This window comes from Bacillus halotolerans (assembly GCF_004006435.1).
In the GTDB taxonomy this organism is placed as follows: domain Bacteria; phylum Bacillota; class Bacilli; order Bacillales; family Bacillaceae; genus Bacillus; species Bacillus halotolerans.
Map to the genome: position 1 here is coordinate 2691718 of NZ_CP029364.1, position 16290 is coordinate 2708007.

Consider the following 16290-nt stretch of genomic DNA (forward strand, 5'->3'; position numbering starts at 1 on the left):
ATATGCGATTCTCTGGGAGATTCAAGGGATACAATTTGCAGAAATTTCAGAAAGACCTCATTGCAGGTATCGTAGTAGGAGTCGTGGCAATTCCTTTAGGTATGGCGTTTGCCATTGCCTCGGGAGTCGAGCCTGAATACGGGCTGTATACTGTTGTCGTGGCGGGGATCTGTATTTCTTTGTTCGGGGGATCTAAATATCAAATTGGCGGTCCGACTGGCGCGTTTGTCCCGATTTTATTCGGTATTGTGATGCAGTACGGGCTGGAAAATCTGCTGATAGCGGGGTTTATGGCAGGCGTCATGCTGGTGCTGTTCGGATTGTTTAAGCTCGGCAAAATTATGAAGTATGTGCCGAAGCCAGTTATCGTCGGGTTTACGGCTGGAATCGCCGTGTTAATCTTCACTGAACAAATCGCTAATTTTCTCGGTTTGAAAAACGTAGAAAAACATGAGAACTTTCATCACAACATGTTTGAAATTGCACAGAAGCTCGGCACCTTTAACGGATATGCCATTTTGACAGCAGTCATCGGACTTGTCATTTTGCTTGTATCCGCCAAAGTGATGCCAAAAGTACCCGGAGCTTTATTGGCTCTTCTCATTTCTACGCTTGTTGCGGTTGTGTTTTTCCCTGACCGCATGGCAACGATTGGCTCAACCTATGGAGATATTCCTCGCCATTTGCCTGAATTTCAGTTTCCGGAGCTGACAATAGATAAAATGGTCATGCTGTTTCCGGCAGCGCTTGTCATCGCGCTTCTTGGCGGCCTCGAGTCAATATTATCCGCGATGGTTGCCGATAATATGAAAGGGTCAAAGCACGACAGCAACAAAGAGCTTGTCGGCCAGGGGATTGCGAATATGGCCGCGCCGCTGTTTGGCGGAATCCCGGCTACCGGAGCGATTGCGCGGACGGCAACCAATATTAAAAACGGAGCGGTTTCGCCTGTCTCAGGTGTCGTTCACGGCGTCGTGGTTCTTCTTGTACTGCTTGTATTCGCGCCTTATGCTTCCCACGTTCCGCTTGCAAGTATGGCGCCGATATTGATGGTTGTCGCATGGAATATGAGTGAGCGGAAGGAAGTCGCAAACATGCTGAGATTGAAAAACGCCGATTCCTTCATTTTAGCCGCTACCTTTGCCCTGACGGTTCTGTTTGATTTAATCGTCGGTGTGGCGACCGGATTGCTACTCGCATTTGTGTTCTTCATCAGAAGAATGAGTGAAGCGACCCGTATTCACAATCAGGAGTCTCATCCAGCTCTTGCGAAAGCGGCTAAGAGGGAGCAGGGGACAGATCCTTCTGTCAGCATGTACTCCATAGAAGGACCGCTGTTTTTCGGATCGATTGATTCGCTTGAATCGTCATTGTTAGAGCATGTACAGAAAAAGCCGAAGACCCTGATTTTACTCATGAATAAAGTGCATTACATGGATACGTCCGCAGAAGCGGTGCTTGTGAACATCATGAACAGAATTAAGCGCCACAACGGAAAGCTGATGATCGTAGGGCTGCAGTCTCAGCCTAAAGAGCTCCTGCATAAAACAGGCCTCTTTCACAAAATAGGAAAGCAGCATTTCTTTGATCATCATGATGAAATCACAGGATGAAAAAACGGCCGACTAACGGCCGTTTTTTTTTATGCATGCTCAAATCGCTTTGTCAGTTTTTCTTGGTGGGTTTTCATCACGTCTTCTAAAGAAACGCCGTACATATCAGCAAGGATGGCGATATTTCCGATGACGTCTCCCATTTCTTCAATCAATTCTTGTTTTTGCTCAGCTCGTGTCGATTCTTTCTCATCCGGCCGGTCTCTGCCGATTTCATATGCTCTGACAGCCCGTGCCAGCTCTCCGGCTTCCTCCATTAAAAACCCCACTCGAATAAACGGTCCGTATTCCGTCCAGCCCCTTTTTTCGTAAAACTCTTTCATCCATTTTTCAGCATCAGCCAGCTGCAACATCATCACTCCTGCATTCTTTATGTATTTCATATTGATATTATCACATGAAGGTGGGACAATATATAGTGTGTTTTTTGAATGTTAACACGATATATAGATGCGGAGATGACGAGATGAAAACAATTTGTGTATTTGCGGGCTCAAACCCGGGGGGAAATGAAGCGTATAAAAGAAAAGCGACAGAGCTTGGCATGTATATGGCAGAGCAGGGAATCGGCCTGGTATACGGGGGCTCTCGTGTAGGGTTGATGGGCGCGATTGCCGATACGTTAATGGAAAACGGCGGCACTGCAATTGGCGTGATGCCAAGCGGCCTGTTCAGCGGAGAGGTTGTCCATCAAAATCTGACAGAGCTGATTGAAGTCAACGGCATGCACGAACGGAAGGCAAAAATGAGCGAACTGGCTGACGGCTATATCGCCATGCCGGGCGGTTTCGGTACATATGAAGAATTATTTGAAGTGCTTTGCTGGGCGCAGATCGGCATTCATCAAAAGCCGATCGGACTTTACAATGTGAACGGGTATTTTGAGCCGATGATGAAAATGGTCAAATACAGCATTCAGGAAGGATTTTCTAACGACTCTCATCTTAAACTGATCCACAGCTCTTCACGGCCCGATGAGTTAGTTGAGCAAATGAAGAACTACTCATATCCGATTTTAGAGAAAAAGTGGACAGAAATTTAAAAAAGAGCCCTCCGAAAGGAAGGCTCTTCTCGTTTTACTTTTGCTCTTCTGTGTTGCGAGTCAGAATTTTGTCAATCAGGCCGTATTCAAGCGCTTCTTCAGCAGACTTGAAGTTATCGCGGTCTGTGTCGCGTTCGATCACTTCAAGCGGCTGGCCAGTACGTTCAGCAAGCACTTTGTTTAATTTGTCGCGAAGCAAGAGAATGCGTTTCGCGGCAATTTCAATTTCCGTTGCCTGACCTTGCGCACCGCCAAGAGGTTGGTGAATCATAACTTCACTGTTTGGAAGCGCATAGCGTTTGCCTTTTTCTCCGGCAGCAAGCAAGAACGCGCCCATTGACGCAGCCATACCGATACAAATTGTAGATACCTTCGGCTTAATAAACTGCATGGTATCATAGATCGCCATACCAGCCGTGATAGAGCCGCCCGGGCTGTTGATGTAAATGGAAATATCTTTTTCAGGGTCTTCCGCTTCTAAGAATAAAAGCTGTGACACGATGGAGTTCGCAACGTTGTCATCAATCGCAGATCCAAGCATGATGATACGATCCTTTAATAGACGAGAATAAATGTCATACGCTCTTTCCCCGCGGTTCGTTTGTTCAATGACTGTAGGTATTAAATTCATAATGCTCCTCCTTCACCTTTTAGGTAAGTATGTAGTTACATGATACATTTTTGGTCAATAAAGGTCAAACAAAAAGCTGGCTTGACATGCAAACTCTTCTCTTTTTCCCATTTTCCCCAAAAATACAACGGTTCAAACCATCGTATGTGAGCTTCGGAAAGAAGATGATGTGTCTTCTTAAAAAAACAGCCCTTTAAAATAGAGGGTTGTTATTTCGGCTGAAATGCGGTATAATGAGTTATGCTGACGTTATCATCACGAAGTGAAAATATGTCAATATGCGCTCGTAGCTCAGTTGGATAGAGCGGTGGTTTCCGGTACCACGTCTGCCGGGGGTTCGAATCCCTCCGAGCGCGTCCAATAGAACAACAGGAAAGACAAGGGTTTGGCATTTTGCCGCTCTTGTCTTTTTTGTTTCCAGAAAACTTCTCGTGAGTACATAATTTTTCCTCCTGCTGGGCATCGTAGGTGATGAACAGTATTGAATTTGTTAAGGAGGAAGACAATGGGTATTTTAAGCGGAAACCCGCAGGAAGAACCGATGCATTACGGTGAGGTATTCAGTTTGTGGAGTTATGTGATGGCGGGAAATAAAATGATCGGCAATTACCAGATGTTATTGCATCATGTTGGTGATGGCGATTTAAAGAAGCTGCTTCGTGAGTCCATCGAGAAATGCCAAGATGAAATCAAACAGGTCAGCAATATCCTGAAAGAAAATGGCGTGGGGCTTCCGCCCGCTTCTCCTGAGCCGCCGGATGCAGATCTTAACGACATTCCGCCGGGCGCGCGGTTTCTCGATCCGGATGTGGCCGCATCCGCAGCGGCGCAAAATGCAGCCGGTCTTGTGACATGCAGCAAAATTATGGGGCAGTCGATTCGCGAAGACATCGCCATGATGTTTGGGCAATTTCATATGACCAAGGCGGCAACAGGGGCAAAATACTTAAGGCTGCTGAAAAACAAAGGCTGGCTCATCCCGCCGCCGCTTCATCTTCATAAACATCAAGATGATGAGTAAAAGATAAAAGGCATATACAGCTTTCTGTATATGCCTTTTATGATCTAAGACGTAAGACGCAGGCCGATGACGCCGGCAAGTATCAGGCAAAGAGAAATCAGCTGAGAAAGCTGAAACCGTTCCTTAAACCAAATCAGGCTGACTGCTGTTACGCCTATGCTGCCTATACCGGTCCAGACGGCATAAGCAACACCGGAAGGCAGGACTTGCATGGCCTGTGATAGACAGTAAAAAGATAAAGCAAATCCGGCAGTCATCACAATAATCGGCCATTTTTTCTTTGTGCCGTCTATATATTTCATGGCGATGGCAGCTATAATTTCTTCTATACCCGCAATGAATAATAAAAACCACGCCATTATTTTTCACCTCTCGGCTGAGTTTTATTTTCTTTTGTGAAAAGCTTCATTCCTAAAATACCGGCTAGCAGCAGCATCAAAAAGAAGATTTGCGCTGCTGAGAAGGATTCGCCTAAGAAGATCCCGGTCGTGTAGGTTCCGACCGTTCCAATTCCGACAAATACGGTATACGCCGCGGCCATAGGAATTTTTCGATAAGAGCGGATTAACAGTATAAAGCTTATCGCTATTAATAGAAAAACGATAATCCAATCAAAAAGCGAATCCGCATGTTTGAGGGAGGAGGCCCAAACCACTTCTAGAAGCCCTGCTATCAAAACAAGTACCCAATACAACAGTAACACCTCTTTTTGTGAATGAACGTCAGTCATTTTTAGGCATTAAAAAATGAGCGGTGTCACCCAGTCATTTTTTAAGCTTTACCTAAGCTCCGTTTTAAGAATGTGAAAATTTCTTTTTTAGATACTTCAAGGTTTTCATCTTGTTCAAACCCGATATAAAACCGTTCTGCTGTGTTCTCAACCAAATTGATGATGGTTCTTGCCGTCCACTTTGCATTGATGCCTTCGATCACATCTTGGCTGTCGATCGCCTTGTTGATGATGTTCTCAAGCCAGGAATAATAAGGCTGATAAATGGTCTCCCATTTTTCCATGGAATGGTCGATGGCAAGCCCCGAATAGCAGAGGACAATAATATCTTTATGGCGCTCTGTGATGTGAAACGTCTCATCAATTAAGGTTTGTAAGACGGTCCAAAAATCTTCCTCGCCATTCAGTTTTCCTTTGATTTGCTCTAGCGTATGAGTGAGAAGGTTTTCCGCAATGGCCGGAATCAGAGCATTTTTGGATGAAAAATATAAATAAAACGTTCCTTGGGCAGTGCCGGCTTTTTTTACGATCTCTGAGATGGAGGCTTTATCGAGTCCCTTTTCCGAAATGACTTCAATCGCCGCCTGCAGAATCTTTTCATATTTTCCTGATGTTTGTTTTGGCACGAGGATCACCTCCTGTAATGACTGACTATCATTCATTTTATCTCGAGTGATGGCGTTTGTAAAGCGAAAAAAGAAGCAAGAGAAACTCCTGCTTCTTATTTATCATAATCAATCGCGGCTTTCGGGAGCCCGGTATACTTTGCCCAATAGTAAATCGCAAGCGAGCCGATGGCAACCAATATGAGATCGACGGGATTGCTGATAATGCCTAAGCCATGCCCGAAAGAGCCGATATAGGAAAAAATCAGCATCATGACATAAAATCCGACGAGCCACCAGGCTGATTTCAGCTGCTGGGCCAGGCTGACGTCTTCTTTAGGCGCGTATTTGCTGAAGCAGAGATAGATCAAAAACATGACGAGCTGTGAGCCGAGAAGCCAGGAAACGGTTGTCCATCCTGACCAGTACACAATAAAAGCTGTGAAAATAAATGAAAGCGGCCCGATGATGCTCATTCCTTTTAAATAAAACGGCCTGTTTAAGTCCTTCGCATTTACTCTCAGTGCGGCTGAACAAATTGGTGCAATCGCATAAGAAAGGATGAGAGCGACAGAACAGACATTGACGAGCGCGTTCCACGAAGGGAAGGGGAGCGTCCAGAAAATCGACATGGCAAATGAAAGCCAGAGTGAAGCACGGGGTGTCCCCGTTTCTTTATTGACCTTTGAAAATATGCCAAATAATGTGCCGTTCCGCGCCCAAGCGTAAACGAGGCGAGATGTCGTATTCATAAAAATATTCCCGTTTCCTCCCGGAGACAGAATGGCGTCTAAAATGACAAGCGTTGCAAGCCATCCTAAACCGAGCATGACCGCAATATCTTTAAACGGCAATGAAAATTCACGGCCGATTGCCGGCCAGCCGTTTTTCAGTGTTTCTGTCGGAATCGCACCGATAAAGGTGATTTGCAAAATTGTGTAAATAATGGTTGAAACGATAATACAGATAATTAAAGCGATCGGGATATTGCGTTTCGGATTTTGTACCTCACCGGCAACAGACACAATAGGGTGCAGCCCGAGATATGCAAACATGACACCCCCGGTCGAAATGGCGGCCTGTATGCCTGTAAAACCAAAAGGCGCAAACCCTTCAACCGACAAGTTTCCCGGCTGAAAATGAAAAAACAGCACAATAATGATCGTGACCGGTACGATATATTTAAAAATAGAAATAATGAAATTGGCTTTTGCAAAGGTTTTAACGCTCCAGTAATTCAGCAGGAAAAACAAGCAGAGCAAGGCAAACTGCAAAATCCAGCCTGCAATGGTCGGTGAGTCAGAGCCCTCTTTGGTCAGGCCAGGAAACCAATAGGCCACATATTGCCGGACGGCTGTGACTTCAATCGAAATCAGGCTTGTGTAAGCGACAATTGTGACAAATGAAATTAAATAGCCGACCAAATGGCCGTGTGAATAGACCGGATACCTGATGATGCCTCCAGTGCGGGGTAAAGCGGCTCCGAGTTCTGCGTACACCAGTCCGATTAACAGAATAATGGCTCCTCCGATAATCCAGGAAAAAGCGCCGGAGGGTCCTGCTTTTGAAGCGACATTACTGACAGCGAACAGCCATGCTGATCCAAAGATAGCTCCCATCCCGATCAGAATCAGATCAAACAGCGACATCGATTTTTGAAAATTTCCTTGTTTAGACATCCGCTTCCTCCTTAGAAACAAGCCTTATATTTCTTACAATGCCCAATATGAAACAGAGAATACCGTTCTGAATAAAAAACAGGCGCAGCCCGCGCTGCACCTGTTTTTATTCATGAATCGAATCAAAGTGTTTCACTGTTATATTTTTGAAGGAGGCTGTGCCGCCATCAGAAAAAAGGGTAATACCTTTATCTTCAGGCTTTGGGAAGACTTCATTTGAAAAAACGGTTTTCCCGTCGTCAACAAATACCTCTATCGTTGTTTTATCGACAAGTATTTTCAAATGCACCTTACGTTTGCTTACATCATAAGGAGCTTTGCTTTCGACATAGGTATTGCTTTTGTCAGGCTGATTTGTGGCTGCTCTATTGACATATGCATAGCCGTCTTCAGCGAATATGCCGACATCAATATGGCGTTTTTGATCTTCTGACTCTCTCAGTCTGACGCCAGCATTCTTCAGCTCTGACCAAGAAAGATCCGTATCAAGCTGGTACGTATCACCTGTTATCGACAGAGTTTTTGATCCGTTCACATCCCGATCCTCTATTTCGTCAGTTGAAACAGTAAGCTGCTCCAAAGCTTCAATCGGCTGTGAGACGAGGCTGTATGTTCCGTCCTGCTCCTGCAGCCGGAGTTCGCGTATGACAGAATCTGTGCCGTTAAAGCCGTTCTTCATTGTCGGGGTGTTGTTGGCATAATCCCAATTGTTCATCCAGGCAAGCGCATACCGCTTTTCTAATGGATCTGTGCTTTTGCTGTCTTCGAACGTCACACCGCCGTACCAGTCGAAGCCATAGTCAAGCCATTGGGCTTCAGTCTGATCCGCTGTAAATTCTTTTCCGTCGAAGCTACCGGTCCAGTAGGCGTACGTATTTGGTTTGCCCCACGGTTTACCGTTCGCGCTCGCACCGAGAACCCATTTATTCGTTCCGTCGCTTGCCCGCATCATGTAGAGGTCAGGACATTCGACCATTCCCGCCTGCTCTGGGAAGAATCCGCTTGTGTAATGCCAGTCCTTAAGATTATCGGATTCATAAAAGCCGATTTTTGATCCTTCAGCCATGACCATGACCCATTTGTTATCCTGGTCATCCCATATCACTTTCGGATCTCTAAAATCGTCTGTGCCCGGATTAGGCATAACGGGGTTGCCACTGTAGAATTTGAATGATTTTCCTTTGTCTGTGCTGTACCACAAATATTGTTCCTGTTTTTTGTCTTTGGCTGAGGGCTGTGTCACAATCGCGACAAGCGCATTTTTCCCGAAGCCGGCTGTGTTCTCTTTATCCACCACGACGGAACCGGTCCAAATATCACCGTCCGGGTTTGTATATTTCGGAATCGCCACGCCTTCATCTGTCCAGTGCACCAAATCGTCTGATACGGCATGGCGCCATTCTGTACCGTTGCCTTTTGGGTAATCCCGGTTATATAGATAGAAATAATGATACTTGCCATCAAAATAGATCGGTTTTTGAGGGTCATTTTTCCATTTATCCGGCGTCGTAAAATGATATGCCGCCCGGTAGTCCGGCTTCTGTGTTGATTTTGTTTTTTGGTCATGTCCTTCTTTTGGAAATAAGTCGATAAACAGCAATATTCCTAAAAAGCTCAGGAATACGGTTAGCCATTTGCCTGCTTTTTTATAGTTCATATGGGATTCACCTTTATGATGTTGATAAGAAATAAAAGAAAATGCCAATAGGATATCGGCATTTTCTTTTGCGTTTTTATTTGTTAACTGTTAATTGTCCTTGTTCAAGGATGCTGTTTTTCACAACAGATGTCTTTTTGCCTTTGATGTTCAGTAAGAAGCTTGGCGCAAACGTTGCCTGTTTGTCTGCATAGAAGCCTCTGTTAGTCATGTAGCTTGTAATCACGACATTGTTTCCTTCAGCTTGCGGTACGGCAAAGTGTGAGTAAGTAAAGGTCACATCGTTAGGATCAAGATCCATTTTCAGCACAAGGCCGGTTTTGTTCAGCGGCTTGTACGGGCCTGTTAAGGAGTTAGAGACATAACCCAGCATGTAAATATCGTTAGATGTAATGCCGTCGATTGTCATTTTTGATCCTCTAGAGTCAGTGAACAGATACCATTTGCCGTTCATTTTGAAGACATTCGCACGTTCGATTTCGTCAGTTACTGTGTTAGATGTGATCAGCGGCTTCATGACTTTCTTCAGTGTGTAGTCATCGTTAAGCTCAATCATGCCAAGTGCGCCGTTAGCTAATTCTGCAGTGCGTTTTTTATCGCTTTGCAGAAGTTTTTGACTTTCTTGACGGAAGAATGATGAGCTTTTGCCATAATAAGCTTTGTTAAATAAAGATTCTTCGCCTTGGTAGCCGTCTTCAGTTCCTGTGTTCGCTTCAAATACCAGGTATTTGCGGCCATGATCTTCCACATAGTGAGGGTCTCTCAGCGTATGGTTATCGCCTGAACTATAGTTGCCCTCATCAATGAACTGCTGAACATTTTGATATGTTTTGCCGTCGCCGTCAAAGATGGACTTGTGATCTTCTACACCGTTAATCGTAAGAGAGCTGTCTGAAGTTGACACGTTAACCTGTGCAGTTGTCAGTGTTTGTTTGCCGTAATGTTTACCGGAAAAGTCAGTGTAGAATAAACGGATTTTGCCGTCAGATGTAAATGTAGCTGATCCTGACCATTCTTGTGTCTGATCTTTTAAGATGGGATCATTTGCATCAAACTTGTCACTGTCTTTAAAGACACGGCCTGCGTTCTTCCAGCTGTCAATGGAAGTCTCGCCAACTTTTTGATAGAACATGTAAATCGATGTGTCATCCGCGTTTTTAGGGTCTCCGGCTAATGCAAAGACAACATGGTAGCCATGATAGTTTGCGACTGTGCCGTCCGCGTTTTGCAATGGCCAGCTGTCCCACACGTCCAAACCTTTTGCAGAAGAGATGTTTTTAATCTTCGATTGGTCAAATTCAGGCACCTGATATTTTTCATTCTTTTGCTGTTCAGGGATTTGCAGCATGTCGTGGCGGGTAATATGGGAAATGCCGTATGTTTCTTTATACGGTTTGTGATCTGCTTCTTTCGCAAACGCTTGAGTCGCGCCTCCTGCCAGCAGTGCGGTTGTAAAGGTTAATACTGTTGCCTGTTTGGCAAACTTTTTGATGTTCATCGTTCATGTCTCCTTTTTTATGTACTGTGTTAGCGGTCTGCTTTCTTCCAGCCCTCCTGTTGATAATGGCAAGTCGGTTACGTGCAATAAAAAAAGACCTAAAATATGTAAAGGGGTGACGTCAGAGAATACACTTTGCCCTTAACACATTTTAGGTCTTGCCTGCTTTATCAGTAACAAACCTGCGTAATTTACTTTTCGACATAATTCTATTAGACACTGATTCTTATTTCAACGGGTCTATTTTCCTCTTTTGTTTGATAGAAAATGAAGAAAAAGAATTTAAGAGTACAGGTCTTATGGACTAATATGGCTGATTGTTTCTTTACATCTTCTACAGGTTATAAAAAGCTTTCGCATGGGCATAAAGTTCCTTTTTATCAGGCCTATCCGACAACACAAAAGTGATAAAGAAATGTAAATTCATAAATCATTCACAATATGTGACAGTATAAATAAAGCCATTTTAGCTTCATAAGGGCAGGAATGATAATAAAAAAGATTTTAAACGGTGGTCCTTTTTCTTCTAGCATATAAGTATTGACTTATATAATTGGTGAATTATACAATGAACGCGGAAGGGAGCTGATGCTTTGATGAAGCATGCCTTGACATCTGCTGAAATCAGTCACTGCCTGAAGCTTCTTCATGATCAAACCAGGCTTTTGATCATGAAGCTGCTGGAGGAAAAAACATACTGTGTCTGCCAGTTTGTCGATATGTTTGACATGAGCCAGCCAGCTATCAGCCAGCATTTACGGAAGCTGAAACAGGCCGGATTTGTGAAAGAAGAGAAAAAGGGACAATGGCGGTTTTATTCAATTAATTCGGCTTGTCCTGAATATGGATTGATTCAATCGATTCTCGGTCACATCAGCTCAGATGATGACGTGTTGCAGTCTATTCAGAAAAAAGAAACTCAAGTTTCTTGTAAGTAGGAGGTTCTCGTTTGAGTTCAGCAGTTTTAGCAGCAAGTATCTTTATCCTTACACTTATTTTTGTTATTTGGCAGCCGAAAAATCTGTCTATTGGCTGGTCAGCCTGCGGGGGAGCGGTTTTGGCCTTGCTTGCGGGGGTTGTGAGCGTAAAGGATGTGGCGGACGTTACCGGCATTGTATGGAATGCGACTCTGGCGTTTGTGGCGATCATTCTCATCTCGCTCATTTTAGACCACATTGGCTTTTTCGAATGGGCTGCTTTGCATATGGCGAAGGCGGCCAAAGGCAGCGGCCTTCGTATGTTTATTTATATTTCCGTTTTAGGCGCCGTCGTGGCGGCGTTTTTTGCCAATGACGGTGCGGCGCTTATTTTAACGCCGATTGTGCTTGCGATGATGCGGGCTTTGCGTTTTGAAGAAAAGCTGGTGTTCCCATTTATTATCGCGAGCGGGTTTATCGCTGATACAACATCGCTTCCGCTTGTGGTCAGCAATTTGGTGAATATCGTGTCGGCCGATTTCTTTCACGTCGGGTTCATTGAATATGCGGCACGGATGATTGTCCCGAATCTCTTTTCGCTTGCGGCAAGTATACTCGTCTTATACTTATTTTTCAGAAAAGGGATCCCGAAACATTATGATCTCAGTCAGGTGAAGAAACCGGCTGACGCCATTAAAGATATAAACATGTTTCGTATGTCATGGCTTGTGCTGGCCATGTTATTAATCGGTTATTTTGTAAGCGAAATATGGTCCATCCCCGTATCCTTTATCGCCGGTGCGGTGGCTGTTTTCTTTCTTATTATGGCGAAGAACAGCCCGGCCGTTCATACGAAGCAGGTGGTCAAAGGAGCACCGTGGGCGATTGTGTTTTTTTCCATTGGGATGTATGTCGTCGTGTACGGGTTAAGAAACGCCGGCTTAACAGACCTTCTGTCCAGCCTTATACAGGCAGCCGCAGACCAGGGGCTGTTGGCGGGAACCATGGGAATGGGCTTTATCGCGGCTATTTTATCATCGGTAATGAATAACATGCCGACCGTCATGATTGATGCTATTGCGATAGCTGGTACGGATACACATGGAATGATGAAAGAAGCCTTAATTTATGCAAATGTCATCGGTTCTGATCTGGGACCGAAAATCACGCCGATTGGGTCGCTGGCGACGCTGTTATGGCTTCATGTTCTCGCGCAAAAAGGAGTGAAAATCTCTTGGGGGACATACGTGAAAACAGGGGTGATCCTGACTGTTCCGACCCTGCTGATGACTCTTTTTGGCCTTTATATCTGGTTATTGATCATTCACTAAAACATCTGGGAGATGAACAAACATGACTAAAAAAATCATCTACTTTTTATGCACGGGCAACTCCTGCCGCAGCCAAATGGCTGAAGGCTGGGCGAAACAATATCTAGAAGATGAATGGAATGTATACAGCGCGGGAATCGAAGCGCACGGGCTCAATCCGAATGCTGTAAAAGCGATGAAGGAAGCGGGGATCGACATCTCCGGCCAAACATCAGATATCATCGATCCGGCTATATTAAACAGTGCTGATCTTGTCGTGACGCTTTGCGGAGACGCGGCTGATAAATGCCCGATGACACCGCCTCACGTCAAGCGCGAGCATTGGGGCTTTGATGACCCTGCAAAAGCAGAAGGATCGGAAGCGGAAAAATGGGTGTTCTTTCAGCGAGTTCGTGACGAAATCGGCGAGCGGCTCAAGCGCTTTGCGGAAACAGGTAAATAAGCTGGAAAGGCCGGGAGGATGGTATCCCGGCTTTTTTGTGGCTCTCATCGCGGTGATGATGCTGGCTGTACCCGCAGATAACAGGGGATACCAAACGATATTGCCATTGGTAATTCTCGTAATCGCAATTTAAAATGTGAATTGATCTTATATCTTTTTTATAGGTCTTGTAATAGAGGCAGTAATCCGTTTTGGAACTAGCAGCTTTCATTTTTGTTTTGAGTTTAGTCGGGCAGATACCGTTTCAAACCCTGTAACGATCAATATAATAATGTATTGCGAAAGCAAACAAATGATAGAAGCGAAAGAAAACGTATAAGGAGGAATAAGTCAATGCCGCCACGGCCAACTAAATGGATTAAGAGAAACGATCGACCGGAACCTCTTTTATCACCAAGTGTCATGCAAGGCAGAAATGGAAATACCCCATCCACTCAACAAAACCAGCTCTTCGCACCAATTACATCAGATACGAACCAGCCTATTTCTGCTTTCAGAGCCACCAGCAATGCGAACCTGTCAGTGGCTGCAAATGCAGCTAGCGGAGTCCGATTTCAAAATGTACAATTTGATTTGGCGAATGAATATAACCCCAACACATCTACATTTTCACCGAGAACAGCAGGCGTATATTCTTTAAATGCATCAGTTGAGTTTCAACCGAATGCGATTGTTGACTTCAACTTAGAAGTCGTATTTCTCGTGAATCAAGATGTGGTAGGCGGAAATAGCCAATTTCAAGCAGGAAATCTTCCGGCAGTCGTAGCCATTACGGAAATTCTTCAGTTAAACGCCGGAGATACGGTGACAGTTGCAATGAGAAGTACTGCCGCCGGATTCATTCAAGCGACTCCGAGAACCCGTTTTGCAGCCGCCAGAGTTCCTTCTCCGACTGCGTAAAAAGGAGATTTTGATTCAATGTAAATCTAAAGTTGATTTTTCCTGTTAGAGGATTGATCAGCTTTTTTTATATTTTCAAAATAATTGAAACATTAACAGCTCAGTATCGTACGAAAAAGGGGAGGTGGAGCAATGAATCAGAATAAAAAGAAGGAACTTAAGACTTTATTTGAAACATTAGGTGAAAGAAAACATTTCAACGGGGCGGTTTTAGCCGCAGAGGATGGCGACATATTATATCATCACGCTTTCGGTTATGCGGATTTGCCGGGAAAACGGCTTTTGCAAGAGAATTCTTTGTTTGAGCTGGCATCACTATCAAAGCCTTTTACAGCAATGGCAGTTGTTCTATTGGAGGAGAAAGGGATGCTTGGTTATGAGGATACGGTGGAGCGCTGGATTCCCGGATTTCCTTATGAAGGCGTTACGATTCGGCACTTATTGAACCATACATCCGGGCTTCCGGAATATATAGAGTGGTTTTTTGCCAATTGGAATAAAAGCAAGATTGCAGTGAATCAGGATGTAGTGGATATGCTGATGAATGAGCAGCCGCCTTGCTATTTTGCTCCGAATGAAGGCTGGCTGTACAGCAATACGGGGTATGTGCTGCTGGCAGTTTTGATTGAGAAGGCATCGGGCATGAGCTATGCGGACTTTTTGAAACAACATATTTTCACCCCGGTCGGTATGGCGAACACGAGAGTATATAACAGAAGGCTGCGTCCTGAGCAGATTGAAGGCTATGCGTATGGTTATGTGTATGATGTGCATTCCGGACAGTACGTTCTTCCTGATGATCTGGAGGAAACCAGCTATGTTGTGTATCTGGATGGAATACAGGGAGACGGTACAGTGAATTCTGTCACAAGCGATTTATTTCGATTTGATCAGGCTTTATATCAGGACAAATTGATCAGCGAGGTTTCTAAGGAAGCAGCGTTTTCTCCTGTACAACTGAACAATGGGGAAACGGTTGACTACGGATTTGGCTGGGTGTTGCAAAACAGTCCTGAAAAAGGACGAATTGTCAGCCATAGCGGAGGCTGGCCCGGCTATTCGACGATGATGATCCGATATATAGACCATCGTAAAACGCTGATCTATTTGAGCAATATGGAACAGGATGCTGATTATGAGCAAGCGATACTGAAGGCGGCGGAGAATATTTTATTTGACCAGCCTTATGAAATCCCGGAACGTCCTGCTGATAAAAAGAAAAAAGACATTGATACAGCGATTTACAGCCGCTATGTTGGCAGCTACTCCATTCATGATGGGACAGCTGCGGCGGTGACAGCCGAGAACGAGCGGCTTTATCTGCAAATTACCGGACAGATGAGGTTTGAATTATTTCCTTCCTCGGAAACCCGTTTCTTTATGCAATCATTGCCTGTTGAAGTTGAATTTATGTTAGGGGATGGTGCTGCGAAGAGCTTTATCATTTATCAGGACGGAACAGAGGAAGAAGCGGTCCGGACGGATAGAAAGGAATGAATTTGAGATTGGCATATTAGCTGGAATGGGGCCAAAATCGACCTCTCCGTTTTTAGATAATGTCATTGATTACTGTCAGAAGCTCTATGGCGCTTCACATGATATCGACTACCCGCAGATGATGATTTATTCCTGTCCGACACCCTTTTATGTCGATCGTCCAATCGATCATGATGAAATGAAAAAAGCGATTATTGATGGAGCCGTCAAGCTGGAGAAGACCGGTGCGGACTTTATTTCTCTTCCTTGTAATACCGCGCATGCCTATTTTGAAGACATCCAGCAGGCATTGTCGATTCCTTTGTTACATATCATTGAGGAAACGATGAAGGAGCTTCCGGATTCAGCACAAAAAGTGGCTGTTTTAGGAACAGATTCAACCATACAATCCTGTATTTATCAAAAAGGGTTGAAGGCGGGCGGACATGAGTTTATTCATGAGAAACATTGGCAGCGGGAAGTCAATCAGCTCATCGCCGCGATCAAACAGCCGAATCATGTTCACAAAACTCAGGACATATGGCGGGAGCTATATTTGGAAATCAGTAAAAGAGCGGATCTCATCATTTCGGCTTGCACAGATTTGAACACGGTGTTAGATCATTTTCACGGTGATATCCCGATTATAGATTCCTCTGATTGTCTCGCAAAAAGCACGGTCAGCACGTATCTTACCTATCAAAACGAACCATTCAACAAGGGCTGTATGTAATCGGCTCTTGTTTTT

Annotated in this window: 17 protein-coding genes and 1 tRNA gene; 10 read left to right on the forward strand and 8 right to left on the reverse strand. The window is 44.6% G+C overall.

Annotated features, from left to right (window positions below):
* Positions 1 to 2: 2 nt before the first annotated feature.
* Positions 3 to 1613 (forward strand): SulP family inorganic anion transporter, encoded by a 1611-nt coding sequence (locus DIC78_RS13735; protein ID WP_106019611.1) that lies wholly within the window; start codon positions 3 to 5, stop codon positions 1611 to 1613.
* Positions 1614 to 1642: 29 nt separating this feature from the next.
* Here the strand turns inward: DIC78_RS13735 and DIC78_RS13740 are convergent, their stop codons facing one another.
* On the reverse strand, positions 1643 to 1963 hold the full coding sequence (locus DIC78_RS13740) for a MazG nucleotide pyrophosphohydrolase domain-containing protein (protein ID WP_106019610.1): 321 nt from the start codon (positions 1961 to 1963) through the stop codon (positions 1643 to 1645).
* A 116-nt stretch (positions 1964 to 2079) separates the two neighbouring features.
* Here DIC78_RS13740 and DIC78_RS13745 point away from each other — a divergent pair, with 116 nt between their 5' ends.
* Positions 2080 to 2655 (forward strand): LOG family protein, encoded by a 576-nt coding sequence (locus DIC78_RS13745; protein ID WP_106019609.1) that lies wholly within the window; start codon positions 2080 to 2082, stop codon positions 2653 to 2655.
* Between the two features lie 34 nt (positions 2656 to 2689).
* Here the strand turns inward: DIC78_RS13745 and clpP are convergent, their stop codons facing one another.
* Entirely contained in the window at positions 2690 to 3286 is a 597-nt protein-coding gene (gene clpP, locus DIC78_RS13750) for an ATP-dependent Clp endopeptidase proteolytic subunit ClpP (RefSeq protein ID WP_003219849.1), read from the reverse strand.
* A gap of 280 nt (positions 3287 to 3566) precedes the next feature.
* Between clpP and DIC78_RS13755 the strand changes: the two genes are divergently transcribed.
* Together DIC78_RS13755 and DIC78_RS13760 are read left to right on the forward strand one after the other, a co-directional pair.
* A tRNA-Arg gene (locus DIC78_RS13755) sits at positions 3567 to 3642 on the forward strand.
* 149 nt (positions 3643 to 3791) lie between these two features.
* Complete coding sequence (locus DIC78_RS13760) at positions 3792 to 4307, forward strand: DUF3231 family protein (RefSeq protein WP_024122953.1); 516 nt, start codon at positions 3792 to 3794, stop codon at positions 4305 to 4307.
* Between the two features lie 44 nt (positions 4308 to 4351).
* Here the strand turns inward: DIC78_RS13760 and DIC78_RS13765 are convergent, their stop codons facing one another.
* The 6 genes from DIC78_RS13765 to sacB form a co-directional block, all read right to left on the reverse strand.
* The gene (locus DIC78_RS13765; RefSeq protein ID WP_024122952.1) at positions 4352 to 4666 is read right to left on the reverse strand and encodes a DMT family transporter; all 315 of its coding nucleotides are present in this window, start codon (positions 4664 to 4666) and stop codon (positions 4352 to 4354) included.
* Positions 4666 to 5001, reverse strand: a complete 336-nt coding sequence (locus DIC78_RS13770; protein WP_044160350.1) for a DMT family transporter — start codon at positions 4999 to 5001, stop codon at positions 4666 to 4668. Before DIC78_RS13770 ends, DIC78_RS13765 begins: the two co-directional genes overlap by 1 nt.
* Before the next feature lie 77 nt (positions 5002 to 5078).
* A complete protein-coding gene (locus DIC78_RS13775) occupies positions 5079 to 5663 on the reverse strand; it encodes a TetR/AcrR family transcriptional regulator (RefSeq protein WP_106019606.1) in 585 nt (194 codons plus the stop codon).
* A gap of 95 nt (positions 5664 to 5758) precedes the next feature.
* On the reverse strand, positions 5759 to 7321 hold the full coding sequence (gene aspP / locus DIC78_RS13780) for an aspartate/proton symporter AspP (protein ID WP_024122949.1): 1563 nt from the start codon (positions 7319 to 7321) through the stop codon (positions 5759 to 5761).
* A 106-nt stretch (positions 7322 to 7427) separates the two neighbouring features.
* Positions 7428 to 8978: a 2,6-beta-fructan 6-levanbiohydrolase gene (levB, locus tag DIC78_RS13785; protein WP_095712954.1), complete on the reverse strand. Its 1551-nt coding sequence runs from the start codon at positions 8976 to 8978 to the stop codon at positions 7428 to 7430.
* Positions 8979 to 9054: 76 nt separating this feature from the next.
* Entirely contained in the window at positions 9055 to 10476 is a 1422-nt protein-coding gene (gene sacB, locus DIC78_RS13790) for a levansucrase (RefSeq protein WP_095712955.1), read from the reverse strand.
* Between the two features lie 596 nt (positions 10477 to 11072).
* Here sacB and DIC78_RS13795 point away from each other — a divergent pair.
* The 6 genes from DIC78_RS13795 to DIC78_RS13820 all read left to right on the forward strand — a co-directional run bounded on the left by DIC78_RS13795 (position 11073) and on the right by DIC78_RS13820 (position 16275).
* On the forward strand, positions 11073 to 11414 hold the full coding sequence (locus DIC78_RS13795; RefSeq protein ID WP_105990931.1) for an ArsR/SmtB family transcription factor: 342 nt from the start codon (positions 11073 to 11075) through the stop codon (positions 11412 to 11414).
* Between the two features lie 11 nt (positions 11415 to 11425).
* Positions 11426 to 12724: an arsenic transporter gene (locus DIC78_RS13800; protein WP_095712957.1), complete on the forward strand. Its 1299-nt coding sequence runs from the start codon at positions 11426 to 11428 to the stop codon at positions 12722 to 12724.
* 22 nt (positions 12725 to 12746) lie between these two features.
* Entirely contained in the window at positions 12747 to 13166 is a 420-nt protein-coding gene (gene arsC, locus DIC78_RS13805; RefSeq protein WP_106019603.1) for an arsenate reductase (thioredoxin), read from the forward strand.
* A gap of 333 nt (positions 13167 to 13499) precedes the next feature.
* Positions 13500 to 14066: a C1q-like domain-containing protein gene (locus tag DIC78_RS13810; protein ID WP_106019602.1), complete on the forward strand. Its 567-nt coding sequence runs from the start codon at positions 13500 to 13502 to the stop codon at positions 14064 to 14066.
* 132 nt (positions 14067 to 14198) lie between these two features.
* On the forward strand, positions 14199 to 15563 hold the full coding sequence (locus tag DIC78_RS13815) for a serine hydrolase (RefSeq protein ID WP_127696449.1): 1365 nt from the start codon (positions 14199 to 14201) through the stop codon (positions 15561 to 15563).
* A gap of 25 nt (positions 15564 to 15588) precedes the next feature.
* On the forward strand, positions 15589 to 16275 hold the full coding sequence (locus DIC78_RS13820) for an aspartate/glutamate racemase family protein (RefSeq protein WP_127696450.1): 687 nt from the start codon (positions 15589 to 15591) through the stop codon (positions 16273 to 16275).
* Positions 16276 to 16290: the final 15 nt, after the last annotated feature.